The sequence below is a fragment of the Streptomyces sp. NPDC036764 genome (assembly GCF_055609385.1).
In genome coordinates, this window is record NZ_JBVJPT010000001.1 from 1,909,453 (window position 1) to 1,927,997 (window position 18,545).

Genomic DNA, 18,545 nt, shown 5'->3' on the forward strand with positions numbered 1-18,545 from the left:
GGACGGTTCATCCATCTTCGCTGCCGTGACTGGACGATTCCTCCATCACTCGGTGTCTGTGGACGTGTCCGTGGGTGTGTCCTCCGGTTCGGTGTCCGGTCCCTGGGCGCGCACCCGGTGGACGTTCTCCAGGGACTCGCGCAGTTCGCTCAGCCAGTCGTCCGTGTGCCGCTGGACCAGCCGTACGCACCAGGCGAGGGCCTCGCTGCGGCTGCGGGCGACCCCGCCGGCGATCAGCGTGTCCAGGACCTGGCGTTCCGGCTGCCGCAGCCGGGTCATCACGGGCGCGGCCACATGCGTGAACAGGGCCCGCTGGCCGTCGCACTCCACGCCCCAGGAGACCTTCCTGCGGAACCGGTGCTCCGCCTCGCGGGCCACCTCGATCCGGGACTCCCGGGTGCGCTCCCGGAACTCCTGGATCCGGCCCTCCACGGCCGCCTCCCGCTCGGTGGCCGAGACGCCCTCGGCCAGTTGGGGTGCGGGAATGCGGCCGATCACGGTGACCTCCTCGCGGTCGACCGTCACCTCGGTCAGCTCCTCGAAGAGGTCGTCGGGCAGCCGGCCGGCGAACCAGCCGCGCAGCTTCTCTCGTTGTTCGCTGGTAATCATGTAATCACCATTACTCCGCCGCGAGGCAAACGCAAGGGTGTGGTGGTCGTGTCAGCCGAGGGCTCAAGCGGAATGTTTCAGGCCTATTAATCAGCGTGCGAGATCCAGCCACTTGGTCACTTGGAACGATCAAGAGCCGCCAAGTTACGGCGTTGGAACGTTCGAATTCCGTTACTTCACGCCACTGATTCAATACGCAAGGTTACTGAAACCGGTGGTGTCGATGTGAGTTTCGGAGCAGGACTCGGCAGACTCCCGCTCGTCGTCCGGCACCGATCGCGCCGGATCCGACGCACCCTCAACTCAAGCGGAAGGATGCACACAATGCGGAACACCGCGCGCTGGGCAGCGACCCTCGCTCTCACGGCCACCGCCGTCTGCGGACCCCTCACGGGATCCGCGCTCGCCGCCCCCGACGCCGCCCCCGCCTCTCTCTACGCCCCCTCGGCCCTGGTGCTCACCATGGGCTACGGAGACAGCGCCACCCTGTCCACCCCGGCTCGCGCCGTCACCCTGAGCTGCGCCCCGACGGCCTCGGGCACGCACCCCGCGGCCGGCTCGGCCTGCGCCGAACTGCGTGGGGTGAACGGCGACTTCGAGGCCCTGAGAGGTAGAGAGGGTGCCCTGTGTACCAAGCAGTACGACCCGGTGGTCGTCACGGTCGACGGGGTCTGGCAGGGCAAGCGCGTCTCCTATGAGCGCACCTTCGCGAACGAGTGCGTGAAGAGCTCCTTCGGAGCGAGCCTCTTCGCGTTCTAAGGACCGGGATGGCACGGTCCCCGTGCAGTTCGGCGCGGGCTCGCGGATGGGGAGTGCGAGTCGTGCCGAGGAGGACCCTGCGATCTCGTATCGGGGGTCGGCCGGGCGGAGTGGGGCCGCCCGGTCGGCACCTCGTGGCAACGTCATCACATGTCCTCTCCGGGGATCCCGGGGAGGAGGGGGAAGCGCCCCAGCAGGCCCGCACCGCGCATCAGTCGCCGTATCCGCGGAGTGTCCGAGACGACGCGCAGGCGGCCGCCGTGGTCCCTGGCCCGTGTCTCGGCCCGGCACAGCACGCGCAGCCCCGAGCAGTCGAAGAAGGCCACCTGCCGCAGATCGACCAGCACGTCCGCCGCCGGCCCGACCGCCGCGGCGTTCAGATGCTCGGCGAGCAGCGCCTCCGAGGCCAGATCGATCTCGCCCGTCACCTCGACGACCGTGAACGGACCGCAGGTGCGGGTACGGGCATGGGGATTCGCCGGGGGCGGCTCGGGCCGGGTGGGGTCCAGGGCCGGGTTCTCGGTCGGATGGGGGGCGCGGTCGTCGGCGTCCGGCGTCATGTCCGCTCCACCTCGGCAGGGGGCGCATTTGATCCGGGTTGTTACCCGTGGTCGGGGTTGAGCATCCCTGCGGCGGCATGCACAAGATCTAGTTCACTCGGGCAGGTGAATTTCGCCCGTAAGGGATTGACGCCTTGCCGAAAGTGCAACCACCGCCCAGCCATCGTCCTTGTGTATTCCTTGACGAGCATATAACCGTCGAGGCATATTGGGTTGCATGTCCGACGACGCCTCCCTCTGGAGCGCCCTCGCCGATCCCCATCGGCGGGCCATCGTCGCGCTGCTCCTGGAGCGGCCGCGGTCCGTCGGGGAGATCGTGGAGGCATGCGGGCTCAGCCAGCCGAGCACCTCGAAGCACCTGAAGGTGCTGCGGGAAGCCGGCCTGGTGCGGGTACGGCAGGACGCGCAACGCCGCGTCTACGCCCTCGATCCCGTACCGATCGCCGCGCTCGACGCCTGGCTCGCCCCGTACCGAAAGCTGTGGAACCGCAGCCTGGACGCCCTGGGCCGCCGTCTCGACGAGACGGCGCGAACGGCGCCGCAGGACACCTCGTACGACCCCGAGGGACCCACCACGAAGGACTGATCCACCATGACCGCCGACCTCACCGGCACCTACCTGACCCTCGACGACGGCCGCCCAGCCATCCGCTTCAGCCGCATCTACGACCATCCCGTCGAGCGCGTCTGGCGGTTCGTGACCGACGTCGACGAACTGGCCCACTGGTTCCCGTCCCGCGCCGAGATCGAGCTGCGCCCCGGCGGCACCATCAAGTTCGGCGGCGACCCGAACATGCAGGACTCCACGGGCCGGGTCATCGCCGTCGACGAGCCTCGCCACCTGTCCTTCGAGTGGGGCGGCGACGAGCTGCGCTTCGACCTGGAGGCACTCGACGAGGGGCGCACCCGCTTCACCCTCACCAACGTCCTCGACGCCGAGAACACCGCCGCCCGCAACGGCGCCGGCTGGGAGGTGTGCCTCGCCGCGCTCGACGCGCACGCGCGCGGGGAACGCGGCGAGGAGCCGCACGCCGGGGCCGAGGCCCCCTGGAAGGGGCTCTACGACGGCTATGTGGCCGCCGGATTCCCCTCCGGCGCCCCCATCCCCGGCGTGGACGCCTGACGGTTCAGGCCATCTGACGCCGCACCAGCTCGTGCAGCCGCCCGCCCGTGTCCGCGAGCAGATGCGCGGGCGGCCCCTGCTGGGCGACCTTGCCGTCCTCCATCACGATGACGCGGTCGGCGTCCAGCACCGTGGACAGCCGGTGCGCGATGACGATGCGGGTGGCGTTGAGGGCCCGGGTGGACTCGATGACCGTGCGCTGCGTCTCGTTGTCGAGGGCGCTGGTCGCCTCGTCGAAGAAGAGGATGCGCGGCCGCCGGATCAGCGCCTGGGCGATCATCAGGCGCTGGCGCTGCCCGCCGGAGATCGCGCCGCTGCCCGAGACGATGGTGTGCAGTCCCATCGGCATCCGCTTGATGTCCTCGGCCAGCCCCGCCATCTCGGCCGCCGCCATCGCCTCCTCCGGCGTGTACGGCTCGGTGCCGCAGATGACGTCCAGGATCGACCCGGTGAACGGCTGGGCGTGCTGGAGCACGACCCCGCACTGGCGGCGCACGGCCGACTGGTCGAGCGCCGCCAGGTCCTGCCCGTCGTACAGCACACTGCCCGACACCGGCTTGTCGAAGCCGATCAGCAGCCTCAGCAGTGTCGACTTGCCGCAGCCACTGGGGCCGACGATCGCCACGAACTCGCCCGGCCGGATGTCGAAGGAGACGTCGTCCAGGACCAGGGGACCGTCGTCGGAGTACCGGAAGGACAGTCGGCGCGCCTCGATCGAGCCGGTCAGCGGGCCCGGCCTGGTGCTGGCCGTGCGCACCTCCGGCGTGGCCTCGAGGACCGGCTTGATCTCCTCGAACAGCGGCAGCGCGGCCACCGCGGAGACGAACGCGCCGGTGAGCTGGGTGACCGAGGTCAGCAGCATCGTCACCGAGGTGTTGAAGGTGAGGAACGCCGCCGCCGACATCGACCCGCGGGCCGGCCCCGCCAGCAGCATGAACATCAGCAGGGTGCACAGCGGCAGATACACCGCGCCCATCACCGTGGTGAGGTTCTTGATCCGCCCCACCCTCTGCTGGAGCTCACGGCTGTGCGCGAACTGCGACGCCCACGCCGCGTACGCGTAGTTCTCGGCAGCCGCGACCCGGAGCTTCGGCAGCCCGCGCAGCGTCTGGAACGCCTGGTTGTTGAGCTTGTTGTTCAGCACCACCAGCCGTCGCTGCCAGCGCACCTGCCACAGCCCGAGCCCCAGGAACACGGCGGCGATGACGACCAGCATGCCGATCGCCGCCAGCGCCATCGGCACGCTGTACCAGAACAGCAGCGCCAGGTTCATCGCGCCCACCGTGACCGACGAGGCCACGACGGGACCCACTCCGGCCATCAGCCGGCGGATCGCGCTGATGCCCATCGCCTGGCTGGCCAGCTCACCCGTCGAGCGCTGCGTGAAGAACTTCGTGGGCAGCCGCAGCAGCCGGTCCCACAGGGCCGGTTGCAGCGTCGCCTCGATACGTCCTTCCAGGCGCAGGATCGTCAGGTTCTGCAGCAGCATGAACGCCGCCGCCACGACACCGCTGATCATCACCGCGAGACAGAACTGCACGATCAGCCCGGTCTGCGCCTTCGGCACGAACTCGCCGAGCACCTTGCCGGTCGCGATCGGCACCAGCGCACCGATCGTGACGGTCACCAGGCCACTGACCATCAGGTTGGTGATGTCCGCGCCCGTGCCCTGCATGCTGAACCGCAGCAACCTCAGGGGGCTCAGCGCGCGGTCGGGCAGCGGGCGGTAGAACATCACCGCGCGCGGCTCGAACTCCTCCGCGTTCGCCTTCTCGATCGGCGTTTCCCGGCCGGTCGCCGGATGCACGGCGACATAGCCGCCGCGCCGCCACAACAGGGCGACCGGCGCACCCGACAGCGCCCGGTGACCGACGAGCGGTCCGACGTTGTCCCGCCACCACCGTCCGTCCAGGCGTACGGCCCTGGTGCGCACCCGCGAGGCGATGGCCACGCGCTCGACCGGGTCGAGCCGGTCGCTCTCGGTGCCGCTCTGCGCGGGCTCGGCCAGCGTGATCCCGGCCGCCTCGGCGGCCAGCTTGCAGGCGGCGTAGCTGGCGTCGGCGTCGGCGGCCGTCGTCCGCTTGTCACCGCGCTTGCCGATGGACGCCAGCAGCGTCCGGTCGGCCTGCGCGCGCACCGCCTCGCCGGCCTTGATGCCCTCGGCGGTGCGTGTCTCGTGACTGCGCTCGAGCTGCTCGATCCAGCGGTCCAGCGTGGTCAGCAGGCGGTACTGCTGGTCGACCATGGACTGCCAGACCGCCGGGTCCATCAGCAGGTCGGCGGCCGCCTCCGCGCCGTACAGCGAGCCGTACTGCACGCTGCCGGGCGGTACCTGCATCCAGAAGACGTCGTCGTCTGTGACCTCCGCCGCCCGCTCGGTGGCCATCGGCGCCTGGAAGAGGATGGTGAGGCTGCGGCCGACGCCCAGGGCGAGGGCGTACTCCAGGGGGCTGGTCTGCGGCGGGACGTACTGCGGGTTGCCGTACTCGTCGTAGGACCAGGTCTGGGTGTTCGCGGGCTGGTACAGCTCGCGCAGCCCGATGCGGTGCACGACGCAGTCCCTGAGCGGGCGGGCGACCAGCGTGTGCTGCGGTCCCGGTACCGGGCCGAGGAGCAGCGAGCCCGCCTCCAGGCGCCCGAGGTGGTGCCAGTGGCCCTGCTGCCCGGCGTCGACCGCGAACAGGTCCACGGCGCCGGACGCGACCAGCCACAGCACCTGCGGGCCTTCGAGGTCGATGCGGTTGAAACCGGCGCAGTCGATGCGCGTGCCCATCTGGCCGAGCGCGTTGAGGACGAGGTCGCCCTCGTGGACGGAGGTCATCTCACCGCTCCCTGACCAGAGCCGCGTACGCGCCGCCGCGCGCCACCAGCTCCTCGTGCCGCCCGCGTTCCACGATCGTGCCGTGCTCGAGTACGACGATCTCGTCGCTGTCGCGCACGGTGCTGAGCCGGTGCGCGATCACCACACAGGCGCAGCCTCGCTTGCGCAGGTTGTCCATCACGACCAGTTCGGTCTCCGCGTCCAGAGCGCTCGTGACCTCGTCGAGGACGAGGATGCTCGGGCGGCGCACCAGCGCCCGCGCGATCTCCAGGCGCTGGCGCTGCCCGCCGGAGAAGTTGCGCCCGTCCTGCTCGACCTTGCTGTGGATGCCGCCGGGGCGGCGCGTCACCACGTCGTACAGCGCCGCGTCGCGCAGCGCGTCCACCACCGCGTCGTCGGAGATGGAGGGGTCCCACAGCGCGACGTTGTCGCGGACGGTGCCCTCGAAGAGGAACACCTCCTGGTCGACGAAGGAGACGGAGGAGGCGAGCGCGCCGCGGGGGATGTCGTCGATGCGCTGGTCGTCGATGCGGATGACGCCCTCCCAGGGGGCGTACAGACCCGAGATGAGCCGGGAGACCGTCGACTTGCCGCTGCCCGAGCCGCCGACCAGCGCCACCTGCTGGCCCGGGCCGACGGTCAGGTCGAAACCGGTGAGCAGGGGCTTGTCGAGGGGGCTGTAGCCGAAGGTGATGTTCTGGAGCTCGACGTGGCCCTGCAGCCGGCGGGTGGACTCGCCGGTGCCGGGGCGGCCGTAGAGCGGGTCGGCCTCGAAGTTCTCGACGTCTTTGAGGCGGGCCACGTCGGCGGCGAAGTCCTGGATGCGGCCCGCGACGCCGTTCAGGCGGGTGATCGGGGCGGTGAAGCGGGTGACCAGGGCCTGGAAGGCGACCAGCAGACCGACGGATATGCCGCCCTCGATCGCGCGCATGCCGCCGATCCAGAGGATGAGCGCGCTGTTCAGCGTGGCGAGCGTCGGGGCGACGACGCCGAGCCAGGCGCTGGGCACGCCGAGCCGCTGCTGTTCCTCCAGCGTGGTGGCGTGCTGTCCGGCCCACTTGCGGAAGTAGCCATCCTCACCGCCGGTGGCCTTCATCGTCTCGATGAGCTGAAGGCCGGTGTAGGCGGTGTTGGTGAGCCGGGCGCTGTCCGCGCGCAGCTTCGCGGTGCGGGTGGCGCGCAGGCGGATGACGACCCGCATGGCGACCACGTTCAGGAGCGCCACGCCTATGCCGACGAACGTGAGCTGCGGGTCGTAGGTGTAGAGGAGGATCGCGTACAGGACGACGACCACCGCGTCCACGCCCGCCGCCGCGAGGTCACGGGCCAGGGTCTCGGCGACGGCGTCGTTCGACTGGAGACGCTGCACCAGGTCGGCCGGGCTGCGCTGGGAGAAGAACGTCACCGGCAGCCGCAGCAGATGGCGCAGGAACCTGGCGCTGGACAGCGTCGAGGAGATGATGCGGCCGCGCAGCAGGTTCGCCTGTTGCAGCCAGGTCAGCACCACCGAGAGCGCGACACAGGTCCCCATCGACGCGAACAGCACGCCCAGCAGCGAGGTCTGGCCGCCGATGAGGAACATGTCGATGTAGGTGCGGCTCAGCGCGGGCACCGCGGCGCCGACCACCACCAGGAGCAGGCTCGCGAGAACGGCGGCCGGCATCGTGCCGGCGGTGCCGCGCAGCCGGGCCGGCATCGCGCCGAGCACGCCCGGTTTGCGCCCGCCCTTGGCGAAGTCCTCGCCGGGCTCCATCACCAGGACGACGCCGGTGAAACTGCCGTCGAAGTCCTCCATGGGCACGAAACGGCGGCCCTTGGCGGGATCGTTGATGTAGACGCCGCGGCGGCCGAAGCGGCGGCCCATGCCGTCGTAGACGACGTAGTGGTTGAACTCCCAGAACAGCACCGCCGGCGTCTTCACCTCGGCGAGGGCGGCCGTGTCCATCTGCATGCCCTTGGCGGTCAGACCGTAGCTGCGGGCCGCCTTCAGCAGGTTGCTGGCACGCGAGCCGTCGCGGGAGACACCGCACGCGATGCGCAGTTCCTCCAGCGGGACATGGCGGCCGTAGTGACCGAGCACCATCGCGAGCGAGGCGGCGCCGCACTCCACGGCCTCCATCTGGAGCACGGTGGGTGTGCGGACGGTCTTCACTCTGCCCTTGGGCACGGGGCGCTTCGGCGGGGCGGAGCGGCGCCTGCTCCGCGTCTCCTGTGCGGCGCTCACGGCAGCAGCCAATCGACGGGACGCTGGTCGGCCAACTGGATCGAGGCGTCGGCCACGGTCATGGAGGTGAGGGAGAACGGCGGTCCGTCCGCGGAGGACCACTTGTAGCCGCTCTCGGTGCTCGACCTGCGGTCCAGCTTCACCAGTACGGCGACCGGCCTGCCGTTCTTGGTGAACTGCTCGCCGAGCTGGCTGTCCCCGAGGAACGCGGCGATCTGCTGCGCCGACTGCGCTGAGCGGTCCACCGACTTCACATGGCCGCGCAGCACGCCGTACTCCTGCGTGGGCACGGAGGAGACGGTGAGGTCCACGGCGGCCTTGTCGGGGATGGACGCCGCGTTCTCGGCGGGCACGTACACCGTCGCGTACAGCGGGTCCTTGGTGTGGGCGACCTTCTCGACGGCGGCGACGTTCGCGCCGGTGGAGATGATCTGCCCGATGGTGGCGGCGAGCCCGGTGACCCGGCCCGCGGCGACCGAGCGCACGACCCGCTCGCCCTCGGCGGTACGGACCTTCAGCACGGGTGCGTCGGCCGGCAACTGCTGACCCTGCTTGGCGAGGACCGCGGTGACCTGGCCGGCGACGGGGCTCTGGAGGATGTAGCTGCCCTGGCCGTGCGTGAGGATGGCGGGCGCGCCGACCGTGGAGGCGACCGAGCCGGTCACCGCCCACACGGACGCGGCGGCCATGACGACGACTGTCACGGAGAGGACCAGCCAGCCCTGAGGGCGGGCGAAGCGCACCGGAAGGTCGAGCTCCTCCGGTGACTGGAGCTTGGCGAGGGCCTGTTGGCGGAACTGCACGGAACTTTCCCTCACCTGAGGATGATGGGAGACCGGCGCGCGGGGGCCGGTCGTGTCGCGGAGCGGTGCCTGTCTGTTCTGAGGCACCCGAAGAGCCCCGGAGCCGGGGAAGGCTCCGGGACTCAGCGGTTACAAAAAGGCGCGATCAGAGACCGGCGACCAGGTTCGTGACCGGGGCGGTGTTCAGGCCGGTGACACCCTCCACGGTGCCGACGACCGTGTCGACCAGGCCGGAAACCGGGGCGATGCCGTTGACAGCGTCGAGGGCACCGTTCACGGCGTTGACCTGCAGGCCGCCGGAGACGTTGTCGAGCTCGGCGTCGGAGATCTCGACGGTCGCAACCTGGGGGGTGGAGTTCATGATGGAACTTCCCTTCCTAATGGGTATTTCACAAGGGGGAGCGGCCCCTCTGGGGACAGATGACCGCCGCGACCGCGGGCGTCCGGCGCCCGTTTCCGGGGAACCGTTCGTGGCCCCGCGGTGCGATGGATCAAAGCACGCTGCGGGTGCGGCCTTCCAATCAAACGTAGGCCCCACCAGGGAACTTGAACCCCAGGAGCCTCGATCGGTGCAGACGCGGGCACGTCTTGTCGGCGACTTCTTCACATGCGTCACAGCTTCGGCTCGGACGGGCTGTTGCCTCCGTCAAAGGAGCGTCATGCCGATGCGGTGGCGAATCCGACACTCCCGCCTCAAGGGGGTGACCGCCGGTAGCCCTTGTGTGCAGAACCTCGGCGCCCGGTGACTTGGTTGAGTATTGAATGTGCAGATTCCCTGAAGCCAAGATTCCGCTCGGGATTCTCAACCGACCGTTACTGATCGGTAGCAGATCGTGTCAGCCCAGAAGGGCATACACCGTGCTCGCGCGGGCCGCGATTTCCCCCGAACTCTCGTCCGTCATGGTGATGTCGGCGAACGCCATACGGCGGCCCAGCTTCGTGACGATCGCTTCGATCAGGACATCCGAACCGATCACCGCGCGCTGGAACGACGTCGACTGCTGCACCGTCGTCATCGGCCCGTACGCCCCGCGCGCCGCCGACACGGCGATCACGGTCGCGGTGTCGGCGGCGGCCATCAGTGCCTGCCCGGACAGCGCGCCGCCCTCCCGGGCCAACGCCTCCGACCAGGGCATTCGCAGGATCGCGCGGTTGTCTTCCACCGCCTGGACGGACAGCCCGAGCTGGAGCACCCAGGGGGCGAAGTTGGCGGAGAGGATCTTGTCGGCTTCGGCGCTGGTCATCGTCATATGAGGGATTGTTCCCGGCGCCGCACCCGCGGACGCGGTCCTTGGCCGAATCGGTGTGCCGAGTCGGCTGCGCGTAAACGGAATTGAACGCCCCACTCGGCCCGTGCGTACCAACTGCCAACCAGGCGCCCCGAAGAGCTGCCGCAGCGACGGCGGCACAGACCCCGTCCCCCCAGGAGGTCGAGAAGTTTGAGTCACAAGCGAATCCCGAAGCGCAAGGCCGCGATAGCCGCGGGCAGCGTGGTGGCGCTCGGAGCGGCCGCGATCCTGCTGCCGAACGCCAACGCCTCGCAGGACGGCGCGTCGGACGACGCCGCTCCCAAGACCCTGAAGTCCGCGGACGCCTCGGATCTCGCCTCGCAGCTCGCGGGCCTGCTCGGCGACGCGTTCGCCGGTTCCTACTACGACGCCGAGAGCCAGCAGCTCGTCGTGAACGTCGTACCCGGCGACAACAACAACGTGATCGTCCAGGCGAAGAAGGCCGGCGCGAAGGTCCGCGAGGTCGAGAACAGCCTGTCCGAGCTCGCGTCCGGCGCGCAGACCCTGAAGTCCGAGGCGACCATCCCCGGTACGGCCTGGTCGGTCGACCCCAGAACGAACAAGATTCTCGTCACCGCCGACAGCACGGTCACCGGCGGCAAGTGGGACACGCTGGAGTCGACCGTCAAGAGCCTCGGCTCGGGCATGGCGACCATCAAGAAGTCGGCCGGCACCTTCAAGACGTTCCTCTCCGGCGGCGACGCCATCTTCGCCGGCGGCTCACGCTGCTCGGCGGGCTTCAACGTCACCGCGGGCGACGGCACCCCCGCGTTCCTGACCGCCGGTCACTGCGGAGTCGCGGCCGAGCAGTGGTCGGACGCCGAGGGCGGCCAGCCGATCGCGACCGTCGACCAGGCCACCTTCCCCGGTGACGGCGACTTCGCCCTCGTCAAGTACGACGACCCGGCGACGGAGGCCCCGAGCGAGGTCAACCTCGGCGACCAGACCCTCGCGATCAGCCAGGCCGCGGACGCCGAGGTAGGTCTCCAGGTCTTCCGGATGGGCAGCACCACCGGGCTGAACGACGGTCAGGTCCTCGGACTCGACGCCACCGTGAACTACCCGGAGGGCACGGTCACAGGGCTCATCCAGACCGACGTCTGTGCCGAGCCCGGCGACAGCGGCGGCTCCCTGTTCACCCAGGACGGGCTGGCGATCGGCCTGACCTCCGGCGGCAGCGGTGACTGCACGGTCGGCGGCGAGACCTTCTTCCAGCCGGTGACCACCGCCCTGGAGGCGGTCGGCGCGACCCTCGGCGGCGGCGCCGCGGGCGGCGCGGGCGCCGGTGACGAGGCCGGAGCGGGCGACGAAGCGGGCGCCGGTGCCGGCGAGGAAGCCGGTGCGGGTGAGGAGGCCGGAGCCGGTCAGGAGGCCGGAGCCGGTGAGGAGGCCGGAGCCGGTGAAGAGGTCGGCAACGGCAATGCCGACGGCACGGGCAACGGCCTCGGCGAGATCGTCGGCAACGGCGTCGGGAACAACTGACGCCCTGACACCGGCACACGGATCCAAGTGATCCGGGCACATTCCGAGTGATGCGGACGCACGTGGTCCGGCCCTCCCGCGGGAGGGCCGGACCGCTCCGCTTTTACGGCGGTACCCCTCAGCCCAGTGCGCGCAACAGCAGCAGCGCGACATCGTCGGCCCGCTCCCGCACCGACGTACTGTGCTGCACCAGCAGGTCGGCGAGCTCGTCCAGCGGACGGTCCCCGGCCTGCGCGAGCAGCCGGCCGAGGTCGGCGAGCGCGTCCTCGATGTCGACGCCCGGCGACTCGATCAGCCCGTCCGTGTACAGGACGAGCACGCTCCCCGGTGGGATATCCACCTCCGCCGTGGGATACGTGGGCGAACCGTCGATACCCAGCAGCGGGCCACCGGCGAGGTCGAGCACCCGCACCCGGCCGTCCGGCCGCCTCAGCAGCGGAGGCGGATGCCCGGCACGGGACATCACCGCCCGCCCCCGCTCCGGATCGAGACTCATGTACAGGCAGCTCGCGAACAGATCGGAACCGAGGTCGATCAGCAGCCGGTTGGTGCTGCGCATGACCTCCTCGGGAGGGTGCCCCTCGGTCGTGTACGCCCGTACCGCCGTGCGGATCTGGCCCATCAGCCCGGCCGCGGTGACGTTGTGGCCCTGGACGTCCCCGATCACCGCCGCCGTCAGGCCCGGCGCCATCGGCACCAGGTCGTAGAAGTCGCCGCCGATCTCCATGCCCTGCGTGGCGGGCAGATAGCGCGCGGCCGCCTCGATGCCGGGCAGCGACGGCAGCGAGTGGGGGAGCAGCGCGGCCTGGAGTCCGTGCGCGAGCTGAAGCTTGGCGTCGTAGAGCTGGGCCCGCTCCAGCGCCTGTGCGATGAGCCCGCTCAGACTGGTCAGGACCGCGCGTTCGTCCGCCGGGAAGGGATGCGGCTCCGCGTAGGCGAGCACACAGGTGCCGACCGGCCGCCCGGACGCGATGAGCGGGAGATACGCCCAGGCCGCGAATCCGTCGGGGGCCGCGTACCGCGACGGATACAGCCGCTCGAGCTCCTGCCGGGAGTCGAAGAACGCGGGCACGCCGGTGCTCAGGGCCTGTGCACCCGGGGTCCGCTCGGCCAGCGGCAACCCGTCGAACCGCTCCACCATGTGCGGGTCGGGATAGCCGCGATGGCCGAGGACGTGCAGCCGGCCCGCCCGCGATCCGAGGACGACCAGCCCCTGACTGCCGACGGCGGGGGCGATCTCGTCCGCGACGAGCTGCACCACGTCCTGCACGCTCGCCGCCTCGGTGAGCGCGCCGGCCAGGCTCAGCACCTGGGAGATGGTCACCAGCCGGGACGGCCTGTCGCCGGGCTGCGGCCCACGGCGGGCCATCTCCGCGACCGCCCGCGCTCGGCTGATCCGCACGCTCAGACCGGTCGTGCTCGGATACATACGGAAGGACAGCCAGTCGCCGGGCGGGCGCAGCGCCACGAACGAGGTGGGCTGCTGACTGAACAGCGCGGCCCGGTAGCGGTCCTCGTAGATGGGGTCGTTCAGCCAGGGCACCGCTGCCCAGAGCTGGTTGCCGAGCAGTCTGCTGACGGGAAGGCCGATCAGCTCGGCCGCCGCCGGGTTGGCGAAACCGACCCGCCCGTTCAGATCGAGCGAGCACAGCCCGTACGGCAGCCGCGACACCATCCGCGCCGCCTCCACCGTGCCGAACAGGCCGGACGCGCCGCTGAACGCCGGCCCGGCCAGCAGATCGGGCTCCGGCAGGGGCGGGCGGCTCGCCTCGATGGCGCGCTCCAGCCGCACCGCCAGCCGCCGGCAGGCGGCGGTCAGATGGTCCCGGTCCCGGGCGGAGAGCTGCGGGGGGTGCGAGCCGGGCCAGGTCACGAAGATCGCGCCGTAGGCGGTGGTCTCGGTGGCCACGGGCAGCGCGGCCAGCGCGAACGGATACGGCAGCACGACCGCGATTCGCGGATAGCGGGCCGCCATGTCCTCCTCGCCGCCGATCCAGACGAGCCGCCGCTCGCGCACCGCCTCCGCGACCGGGATCGGCGCGCTCAGCCCGACCCGCTCCCAGGGCGCCGCGAACGCCCTGGGCAGCCCCGCCATCACCGCCATCTCCAGCACGGGCTCGTTGGCCGCGAGCAGATACACGCCACCGGAGTGCGCGTGCACCTCGTCCATCATCGAGGCCAGCGCGAGCGACAGCAGCGGCCGGCCGACCCGCGTCTTCGCGGCCGCCGGCGCCTGGGCGGACGTCTGCCCGTCGGACACCCCGACCACCTCCTCCGCGGAGCCGCGCGACGGGTCCCCAGGGCTCAAATCTGCCTCCAGAAGGCACGCGGCGCACGGCGAGCGGCGCAACGCGGTCCGGTGAGGGCCCGCCACTACCCCATGGCCGTGTGCCCATGCCCCCAGAGTCGATGCGCGAGACAGCGTGCGGGCGCCTCGCGTGCGCCCCCGCGCATCCTGATGGCCGGTTCTTCGCGCCCGCAGGGGGTCGCAAACGCTAACAATGGGGCACGCGCTCTACACCATGAAAGCGACGAAAGCGCCGAACGGCGAGCTGGAGGGGCAGTAGTGATCCGTGTCCTGGTGGTGCACGACGAGTGTCTCGTGCGGTCGGTGTTGGCGGAGTGGTTACGCAGAGACCCTGACCTGGGGGTCTACGACACCTCCTGGCGCGGCGCGGCGGCACGTGTGCGATCGGTGCGCCCGGATGTGTGCGCGGCGGACCTGGAGTACTCGGACGCGGACGGCATCCCGCCGATCGGTGAACTGCGGCTCCGGGAAGCGGGCCGTACGCCGCCGCACCTACTGGTATTGGCCAGTGCGAAGCGGCCGGGGCTGCTTCGGCGGGCCCTTGAGGCGGGAGCGCTCGGTTACGTCGACAAGGAGGGCTCGCCGGACAGTCTGGTGCGCGCGATACGGCACGTGGCCCAGGGGGAACGTTTCGTCGACGACTCCCTGGGCTTCGGCTTCCTCAAGGCCGCGCAGATGCCGCTGACCCGGCGGGAGCTCAGCGTGTTATCCCTCGCGGCGGAAGGCGCGTCCGTCGCGGAGATCGCGGGAAGCCTGCACCTGTCCAACGGGACCGTGCGCAACTACATGGCGGCCATCACCCGCAAGACCGGAGCCCGCAACCGCGTCGACGCCATCCGGATCTCACAGGGCGAGGGGTGGCTCTGAGCGCCCGTGCGGTACGGGGGTCCAGGCGCCGACGAGTTCGCGGTAGCGCGCCGAGCACCGGACGAGCTCGTCGTGCGTTCCGTACACCGTTTCGCGGCCGTCCATCATCAGGACCCGGTCGGCGCGCCGGGCCGAGGTGATGCGGTGGGCGACGACGACCAGGGTGCCGCCGGGGCGGGCTGCGAAGGCACGTTCCGCGCGTTCCTCCGCCCCCGGATCCAGGTGGCAGGTCGCCTCGTCGAGCAGTGCCAGCGGGGCGTGCGACAAGTAGGCCCGGGTCAGTGCTATCAACTGCCGCTCGCCTGCGGACAGCGCCGCCGGATCGACCTGGCCCTTCGGCCCGCCCAGCGCCTCGAGCAGCGGTACGAGTCCGACCGCCTCGGCGGCCGTGAGGATCTCCGCCTCGGGGACGGGGTCCGGCCGCAGATGGGCGAGGTTCTCGGCGAGGGTGCCGGTGAACACGTACGCCTCCTGCGGAATCAGCACCCGGCGCGCGACCGCCTCCGGCCCCGCCACGCCCTCCCCGCCCACCCGCACACTCCCGCCCAGCGGCTCCACCAGCCCCGCCACCAGCGCCGCGAGCGTGGACTTCCCGACCCCACTGGGCCCGACGACGGCCAGGTGGGAACCGGAGGGGAGGGTGAGGTCGAGGTTCTCGACGACGGGGACGGCGGTGGCGCTGTAGGCGAAGGTCACGGAGGCCAGGGCCAGGGCGGGGGCGTGCTGCGTGGCGGGGACGGAGGTCAGGGCGGGGGCGTGCTGCGTGGCCGGCGTGCGGGACTCGGCGGTGATGGTCTCGTGTCCCGGGGCACCCCTCTCACCCTCCGGCGCCAGCCGTCGTAGCACCACCGCCAGGCGGGAGCCGCTCGTGCCGAGGCCGTGGAGGAGGTTGTGCAGGGCGGGCAGGAGGGACTGGGTGACGTACGAGAGGGCGCCGACCAGGGCGCCGGTGGTGACGCCGTGCCGGAGGAGCCAGGGGGCCGTGGCGAGCAGCAGCACGATCGGGAGTTGTCCGCCGACGGCGAGGGCGGCCACGCGTACGACGCCGAAGCGGGCCAGGGAACGGGCGGCCCGCTGCTCGGCGTCCACAAGATGCCCCACATCGGCGGCGGTCCGCTCCTCGGCGCCGGACGCCGTGATGTCCCGCAGCCCCGGGCAGACGGCACCGAGCCGGTCGGCCAGAGCCTCGTCGGCCGCGAGGAACGCCTCCTGCCGGCGGGCCAGCGGCCGCAGCGTCGCCGCGAACAGGCCGACCCCCGCCGCCAGCGGAGGCAGGACGACGAGCAGCAGCAGCGGGGCGAGCGAGAACAGGCCCGCGAACGCGCCGACGGCGGTGAAAACGAACGACCGCGAGACCATCACCAGCCCCGCGAAGGTGTCCCGCGCGATCTCCACCTGCTGGGTGAGCCCGGACAGCGCCCCGCGGTCCGCCTCACGCACCCCGCGTGCCACGACCCGCCGCACGAGCAGGTCCCTGAGCGGTTCGACCAGCGCCGCGACGGCCGCGTACACCCGAGCCGTGCCGAAGGCGCCGACCACGACCCCGAGCCCGGCGACACCGAGCCACGCGAGTCCGGGCCCCGTGCGCCCCGACAGGAACCCGTCGTCCAGCGCGCGTGCCGGGGCGTACCCGATCAGGAAGCTCTGCCCCGTCTCCAGCACCGACCACAGACCGAGCCGTACGACAACTCGCCACCGGTCCCGCAGGAACCGCAGCCCTTGTGAGGGGAGGGGGCCGGTCATGGGTGTGTCTTGGCGGTGGGTGGGGTGGGGTCGGTCGGGGCTCCGGTGAGGGTCTGCCGGTACGCCGGGATGCTCCACAGTTCCTCGTGCCGGCCCACCGCCCGCACCCGACCGTCGTCCAGCCATGCCACCGCGTCGGCCCGGGCCGCCGTGGCCGCCCGGTGGGCGATCAGGAGGCGGGTGGCGGACGAACCGTCGCCGGACAGGGCCTCGGTGATGCGGGCCTCGGTCACCGTGTCCAGGCTCGACAGCGCGTCGTCGAGGATCAGCAGGCGGCCGCCGTGGGCGAACGCCCGGGCGAGACCGAGGCGTTGGGACTCACCGCCCGAGCGGGGGGCGTCGGCCAGGACGGTGGCGTATCCCTGCGGCAGGCGGCCGACGAAGTCGTCGGCGTGGGCGGTGCGGGCGGCCTGCCGGATGCGGTTGGGGGAGGGGGCGGTCAGGGCGAAGCCGATCGTGTCCTCGACGGTGTCGCCCAGCAGGACGGGGCGTTCGAAGGCGTAGGCGACGGCGTGACGCAGATCGTCGTGGGTCAGCTCGCTCAGGGGCACCCCGTCGAGCAGGACCTCGCCGTCGTCCGGGTCGGCGAGCCGTCCGGCGAGGGCGGCGAGCACCGACTTGCCCGTGCCGGAGCGGCCCACCACGGCGAGCGTGGTCCCGCCGGGCACGACGAGGTCGACGCCGTCCAGCACGGTGCGTCCGCCGCGCCGGGCGCTCACTGCGCGCAGTTCCAGTCGGCCTGGGCCGGGAGGCAGCCGGCGCTCGCCATAGGCGGGGGCGGGCTCGGCGAGCACCTCGTCGAGGCGTGCGGCCGCAGCCCGGGCCCGGGCCACGCCCGCGAGCTGCGCGACCAGCATGCCGACGCCCGTCGCCAGGACCGCGTAACGGGAGGCGGCGAGCACCTCGCCGACGGACAGCCGGTGGCGGGCCAGCAGCACACCGGCGACGGCGATCACACCGAGTTGCAGCAGCGGGGCCACGGTGACCGCCTGCGCGGCGGCCCGGCCCTGGACCTGCCACATGCGGTGCCCCGCGCGGGAGAGTTCGGGCAGCGGACCGAGGATGCGTGCCGACTCGCGGTCCGCCGTACCCGCCGCCGCGATGGTGCGGTGACCGTCGACGGCCTCGGCGAGCGCGGCCGCGATCCGGCCCTGTTCCCGCTGGTAGTCCGTCACGCAACGGGAGGTGTCACGGGCGAAGGCACGCAGCAGCAGGGCCAGCACCGGGGCCCCGGCGAGGAACGCGGCGGCGAGCCACAGGTTGATGAGGGCGAGGGCGAGGATGCCCCCGACCGGTGCGGCGAGCGCGGCGAGCAGCACGGCACGCGCGGCCGGCGCGGTGCCCGCCTGCGCGGCGGTGCCGACGAGCCGCGCCACGAGGTCGCCCGCCCCGAAGCGGCTGACAGCCCGCGGGCCGGTGGCCAGAATGTGCCCGGTCAGCCGGCGTCGGAGCCAGGCCGTGGTGCGGGCGTCGACGGTGCCGACGAGAACGCTCTGGACCGCGTCGAACAGGGTTAGGGACAGGACGAGCGCGGTGCAGCACAGCACCCAGCCCGTCGCCGGGGCGCCCGCCAGCAGGAGGTCCAGGGTGCGGCCGAGTGCCGCGGGCAACAGCAGCCCGGCCCCCGTCGCTGCGGTGCTCACCAGGCACAGCGCCACGGTACGGGCCCCGCTGTGCCGGGTGACCGAGCGCGCCGGCGCCCGGAACTGGTCATCGGCAGGGGTCGTCATACGGCTCCGGCCTCGCTCCTCGGTCCGGAAAGGGGCCCCGGGCGGCCCCTCCGCGATGGAGGGGAGACCGCCCGGAGCCGTGGCCGCGCGATGTGTCAGAGACAGAGGGTGATGCTGGCCTGGCTGGCGCACAGCAGAAGGCTGGCCACGCTGCCGCCGCCGGTGTGCTCCTCGGTCTCCATCGTCTGCAGGTCGAGCAGTGCCATTTCGTGTCTCCTTCTCGTGGG

General features: G+C 71.6%; 16 protein-coding genes. 5 read left to right on the forward strand and 11 right to left on the reverse strand.

The window, feature by feature from the left end; genetic code table 11:
* Nucleotides 1–45 precede the first annotated feature (45 nt).
* Nucleotides 46–609 (reverse strand): hypothetical protein, encoded by a 564-nt coding sequence (locus tag ACZ69Q_RS07600; RefSeq protein WP_471037952.1) that lies wholly within the window; start codon nucleotides 607–609, stop codon nucleotides 46–48.
* 324 nt (nucleotides 610–933) lie between these two features.
* Here ACZ69Q_RS07600 and ACZ69Q_RS07605 point away from each other — a divergent pair, with 324 nt between their 5' ends.
* A complete protein-coding gene (locus ACZ69Q_RS07605; RefSeq protein ID WP_471037954.1) occupies nucleotides 934–1,368 on the forward strand; it encodes a protease inhibitor in 435 nt (144 codons plus the stop codon).
* 146 nt (nucleotides 1,369–1,514) lie between these two features.
* On the opposite strand, the gene ACZ69Q_RS07610 is transcribed toward ACZ69Q_RS07605, so the two are convergent.
* Entirely contained in the window at nucleotides 1,515–1,928 is a 414-nt protein-coding gene (locus ACZ69Q_RS07610) for an STAS domain-containing protein (protein WP_471037957.1), read from the reverse strand.
* Between the two features lie 217 nt (nucleotides 1,929–2,145).
* On the opposite strand from ACZ69Q_RS07610, the gene ACZ69Q_RS07615 reads away from it, so the two are divergent.
* Both ACZ69Q_RS07615 and ACZ69Q_RS07620 read left to right on the forward strand, forming a co-directional pair.
* Entirely contained in the window at nucleotides 2,146–2,514 is a 369-nt protein-coding gene (locus tag ACZ69Q_RS07615) for an ArsR/SmtB family transcription factor (RefSeq protein WP_471037961.1), read from the forward strand.
* 6 nt (nucleotides 2,515–2,520) lie between these two features.
* A complete protein-coding gene (locus ACZ69Q_RS07620; protein WP_471037964.1) occupies nucleotides 2,521–3,051 on the forward strand; it encodes an SRPBCC family protein in 531 nt (176 codons plus the stop codon).
* Nucleotides 3,052–3,055: 4 nt separating this feature from the next.
* On the opposite strand, the gene ACZ69Q_RS07625 is transcribed toward ACZ69Q_RS07620, so the two are convergent.
* From ACZ69Q_RS07625 to ACZ69Q_RS07645, 5 genes are all read right to left on the reverse strand, one after another.
* Nucleotides 3,056–5,872: an NHLP bacteriocin export ABC transporter permease/ATPase subunit gene (locus ACZ69Q_RS07625; protein ID WP_471037967.1), complete on the reverse strand. Its 2,817-nt coding sequence runs from the start codon at nucleotides 5,870–5,872 to the stop codon at nucleotides 3,056–3,058.
* A 1-nt stretch (nucleotide 5,873) separates the two neighbouring features.
* Entirely contained in the window at nucleotides 5,874–8,096 is a 2,223-nt protein-coding gene (locus ACZ69Q_RS07630; protein WP_471037971.1) for an NHLP family bacteriocin export ABC transporter peptidase/permease/ATPase subunit, read from the reverse strand.
* Nucleotides 8,093–8,899: a hypothetical protein gene (locus tag ACZ69Q_RS07635; RefSeq protein ID WP_471040131.1), complete on the reverse strand. Its 807-nt coding sequence runs from the start codon at nucleotides 8,897–8,899 to the stop codon at nucleotides 8,093–8,095. Before ACZ69Q_RS07635 ends, ACZ69Q_RS07630 begins: the two co-directional genes overlap by 4 nt.
* Before the next feature lie 145 nt (nucleotides 8,900–9,044).
* Entirely contained in the window at nucleotides 9,045–9,260 is a 216-nt protein-coding gene (locus ACZ69Q_RS07640; protein WP_404094746.1) for a type A2 lantipeptide, read from the reverse strand.
* A 475-nt stretch (nucleotides 9,261–9,735) separates the two neighbouring features.
* Nucleotides 9,736–10,149: a PaaI family thioesterase gene (locus ACZ69Q_RS07645; protein ID WP_471037980.1), complete on the reverse strand. Its 414-nt coding sequence runs from the start codon at nucleotides 10,147–10,149 to the stop codon at nucleotides 9,736–9,738.
* Between the two features lie 189 nt (nucleotides 10,150–10,338).
* Between ACZ69Q_RS07645 and ACZ69Q_RS07650 the strand changes: the two genes are divergently transcribed.
* Complete coding sequence (locus ACZ69Q_RS07650) at nucleotides 10,339–11,670, forward strand: S1 family peptidase (protein ID WP_471037983.1); 1,332 nt, start codon at nucleotides 10,339–10,341, stop codon at nucleotides 11,668–11,670.
* A 118-nt stretch (nucleotides 11,671–11,788) separates the two neighbouring features.
* On the opposite strand, the gene ACZ69Q_RS07655 is transcribed toward ACZ69Q_RS07650, so the two are convergent.
* On the reverse strand, nucleotides 11,789–13,939 hold the full coding sequence (locus tag ACZ69Q_RS07655; protein WP_471040134.1) for a SpoIIE family protein phosphatase: 2,151 nt from the start codon (nucleotides 13,937–13,939) through the stop codon (nucleotides 11,789–11,791).
* A 297-nt stretch (nucleotides 13,940–14,236) separates the two neighbouring features.
* On the opposite strand from ACZ69Q_RS07655, the gene ACZ69Q_RS07660 reads away from it, so the two are divergent.
* Nucleotides 14,237–14,845, forward strand: coding sequence for a LuxR C-terminal-related transcriptional regulator (locus tag ACZ69Q_RS07660; protein ID WP_471037987.1), 609 nt, complete (start codon nucleotides 14,237–14,239; stop codon nucleotides 14,843–14,845).
* Here the strand turns inward: ACZ69Q_RS07660 and ACZ69Q_RS07665 are convergent.
* From ACZ69Q_RS07665 to ACZ69Q_RS07675, 3 genes are all read right to left on the reverse strand, one after another.
* Nucleotides 14,822–16,588: an ATP-binding cassette domain-containing protein gene (locus tag ACZ69Q_RS07665; RefSeq protein WP_471037990.1), complete on the reverse strand. Its 1,767-nt coding sequence runs from the start codon at nucleotides 16,586–16,588 to the stop codon at nucleotides 14,822–14,824. The genes ACZ69Q_RS07660 and ACZ69Q_RS07665 overlap by 24 nt on opposite strands.
* Nucleotides 16,585–18,318, reverse strand: coding sequence for an ABC transporter ATP-binding protein (locus ACZ69Q_RS07670; protein WP_471037995.1), 1,734 nt, complete (start codon nucleotides 18,316–18,318; stop codon nucleotides 16,585–16,587). Before ACZ69Q_RS07670 ends, ACZ69Q_RS07665 begins: the two co-directional genes overlap by 4 nt.
* 95 nt (nucleotides 18,319–18,413) lie before the next feature.
* Complete coding sequence (locus ACZ69Q_RS07675; RefSeq protein WP_062720510.1) at nucleotides 18,414–18,524, reverse strand: SapB/AmfS family lanthipeptide; 111 nt, start codon at nucleotides 18,522–18,524, stop codon at nucleotides 18,414–18,416.
* Between the last annotated feature and the right edge of the window lie 21 nt (nucleotides 18,525–18,545).

Bases quoted from the DNA above. Each gene is read 5' to 3' on its own strand.
- ACZ69Q_RS07610 (WP_471037957.1), bottom strand. From the start codon at position 1,928: ATGACGCCGGACGCCGACGACCGCGCCCCCCATCCGACCGAGAACCCG.
- ACZ69Q_RS07675 (WP_062720510.1), bottom strand. From the start codon at position 18,524: ATGGCACTGCTCGACCTGCAGACGATGGAGACCGAGGAGCACACCGGC.
- ACZ69Q_RS07625 (WP_471037967.1), bottom strand. From the start codon at position 5,872: ATGACCTCCGTCCACGAGGGCGACCTCGTCCTCAACGCGCTCGGCCAG.
- ACZ69Q_RS07600 (WP_471037952.1), bottom strand. From the start codon at position 609: ATGATTACCAGCGAACAACGAGAGAAGCTGCGCGGCTGGTTCGCCGGC.
- ACZ69Q_RS07620 (WP_471037964.1), top strand. From the start codon at position 2,521: ATGACCGCCGACCTCACCGGCACCTACCTGACCCTCGACGACGGCCGC.
- ACZ69Q_RS07670 (WP_471037995.1), bottom strand. From the start codon at position 18,318: ATGACGACCCCTGCCGATGACCAGTTCCGGGCGCCGGCGCGCTCGGTC.
- ACZ69Q_RS07665 (WP_471037990.1), bottom strand. From the start codon at position 16,588: ATGACCGGCCCCCTCCCCTCACAAGGGCTGCGGTTCCTGCGGGACCGG.
- ACZ69Q_RS07640 (WP_404094746.1), bottom strand. From the start codon at position 9,260: ATGAACTCCACCCCCCAGGTTGCGACCGTCGAGATCTCCGACGCCGAG.
- ACZ69Q_RS07615 (WP_471037961.1), top strand. From the start codon at position 2,146: ATGTCCGACGACGCCTCCCTCTGGAGCGCCCTCGCCGATCCCCATCGG.
- ACZ69Q_RS07645 (WP_471037980.1), bottom strand. From the start codon at position 10,149: ATGACGATGACCAGCGCCGAAGCCGACAAGATCCTCTCCGCCAACTTC.
- ACZ69Q_RS07605 (WP_471037954.1), top strand. From the start codon at position 934: ATGCGGAACACCGCGCGCTGGGCAGCGACCCTCGCTCTCACGGCCACC.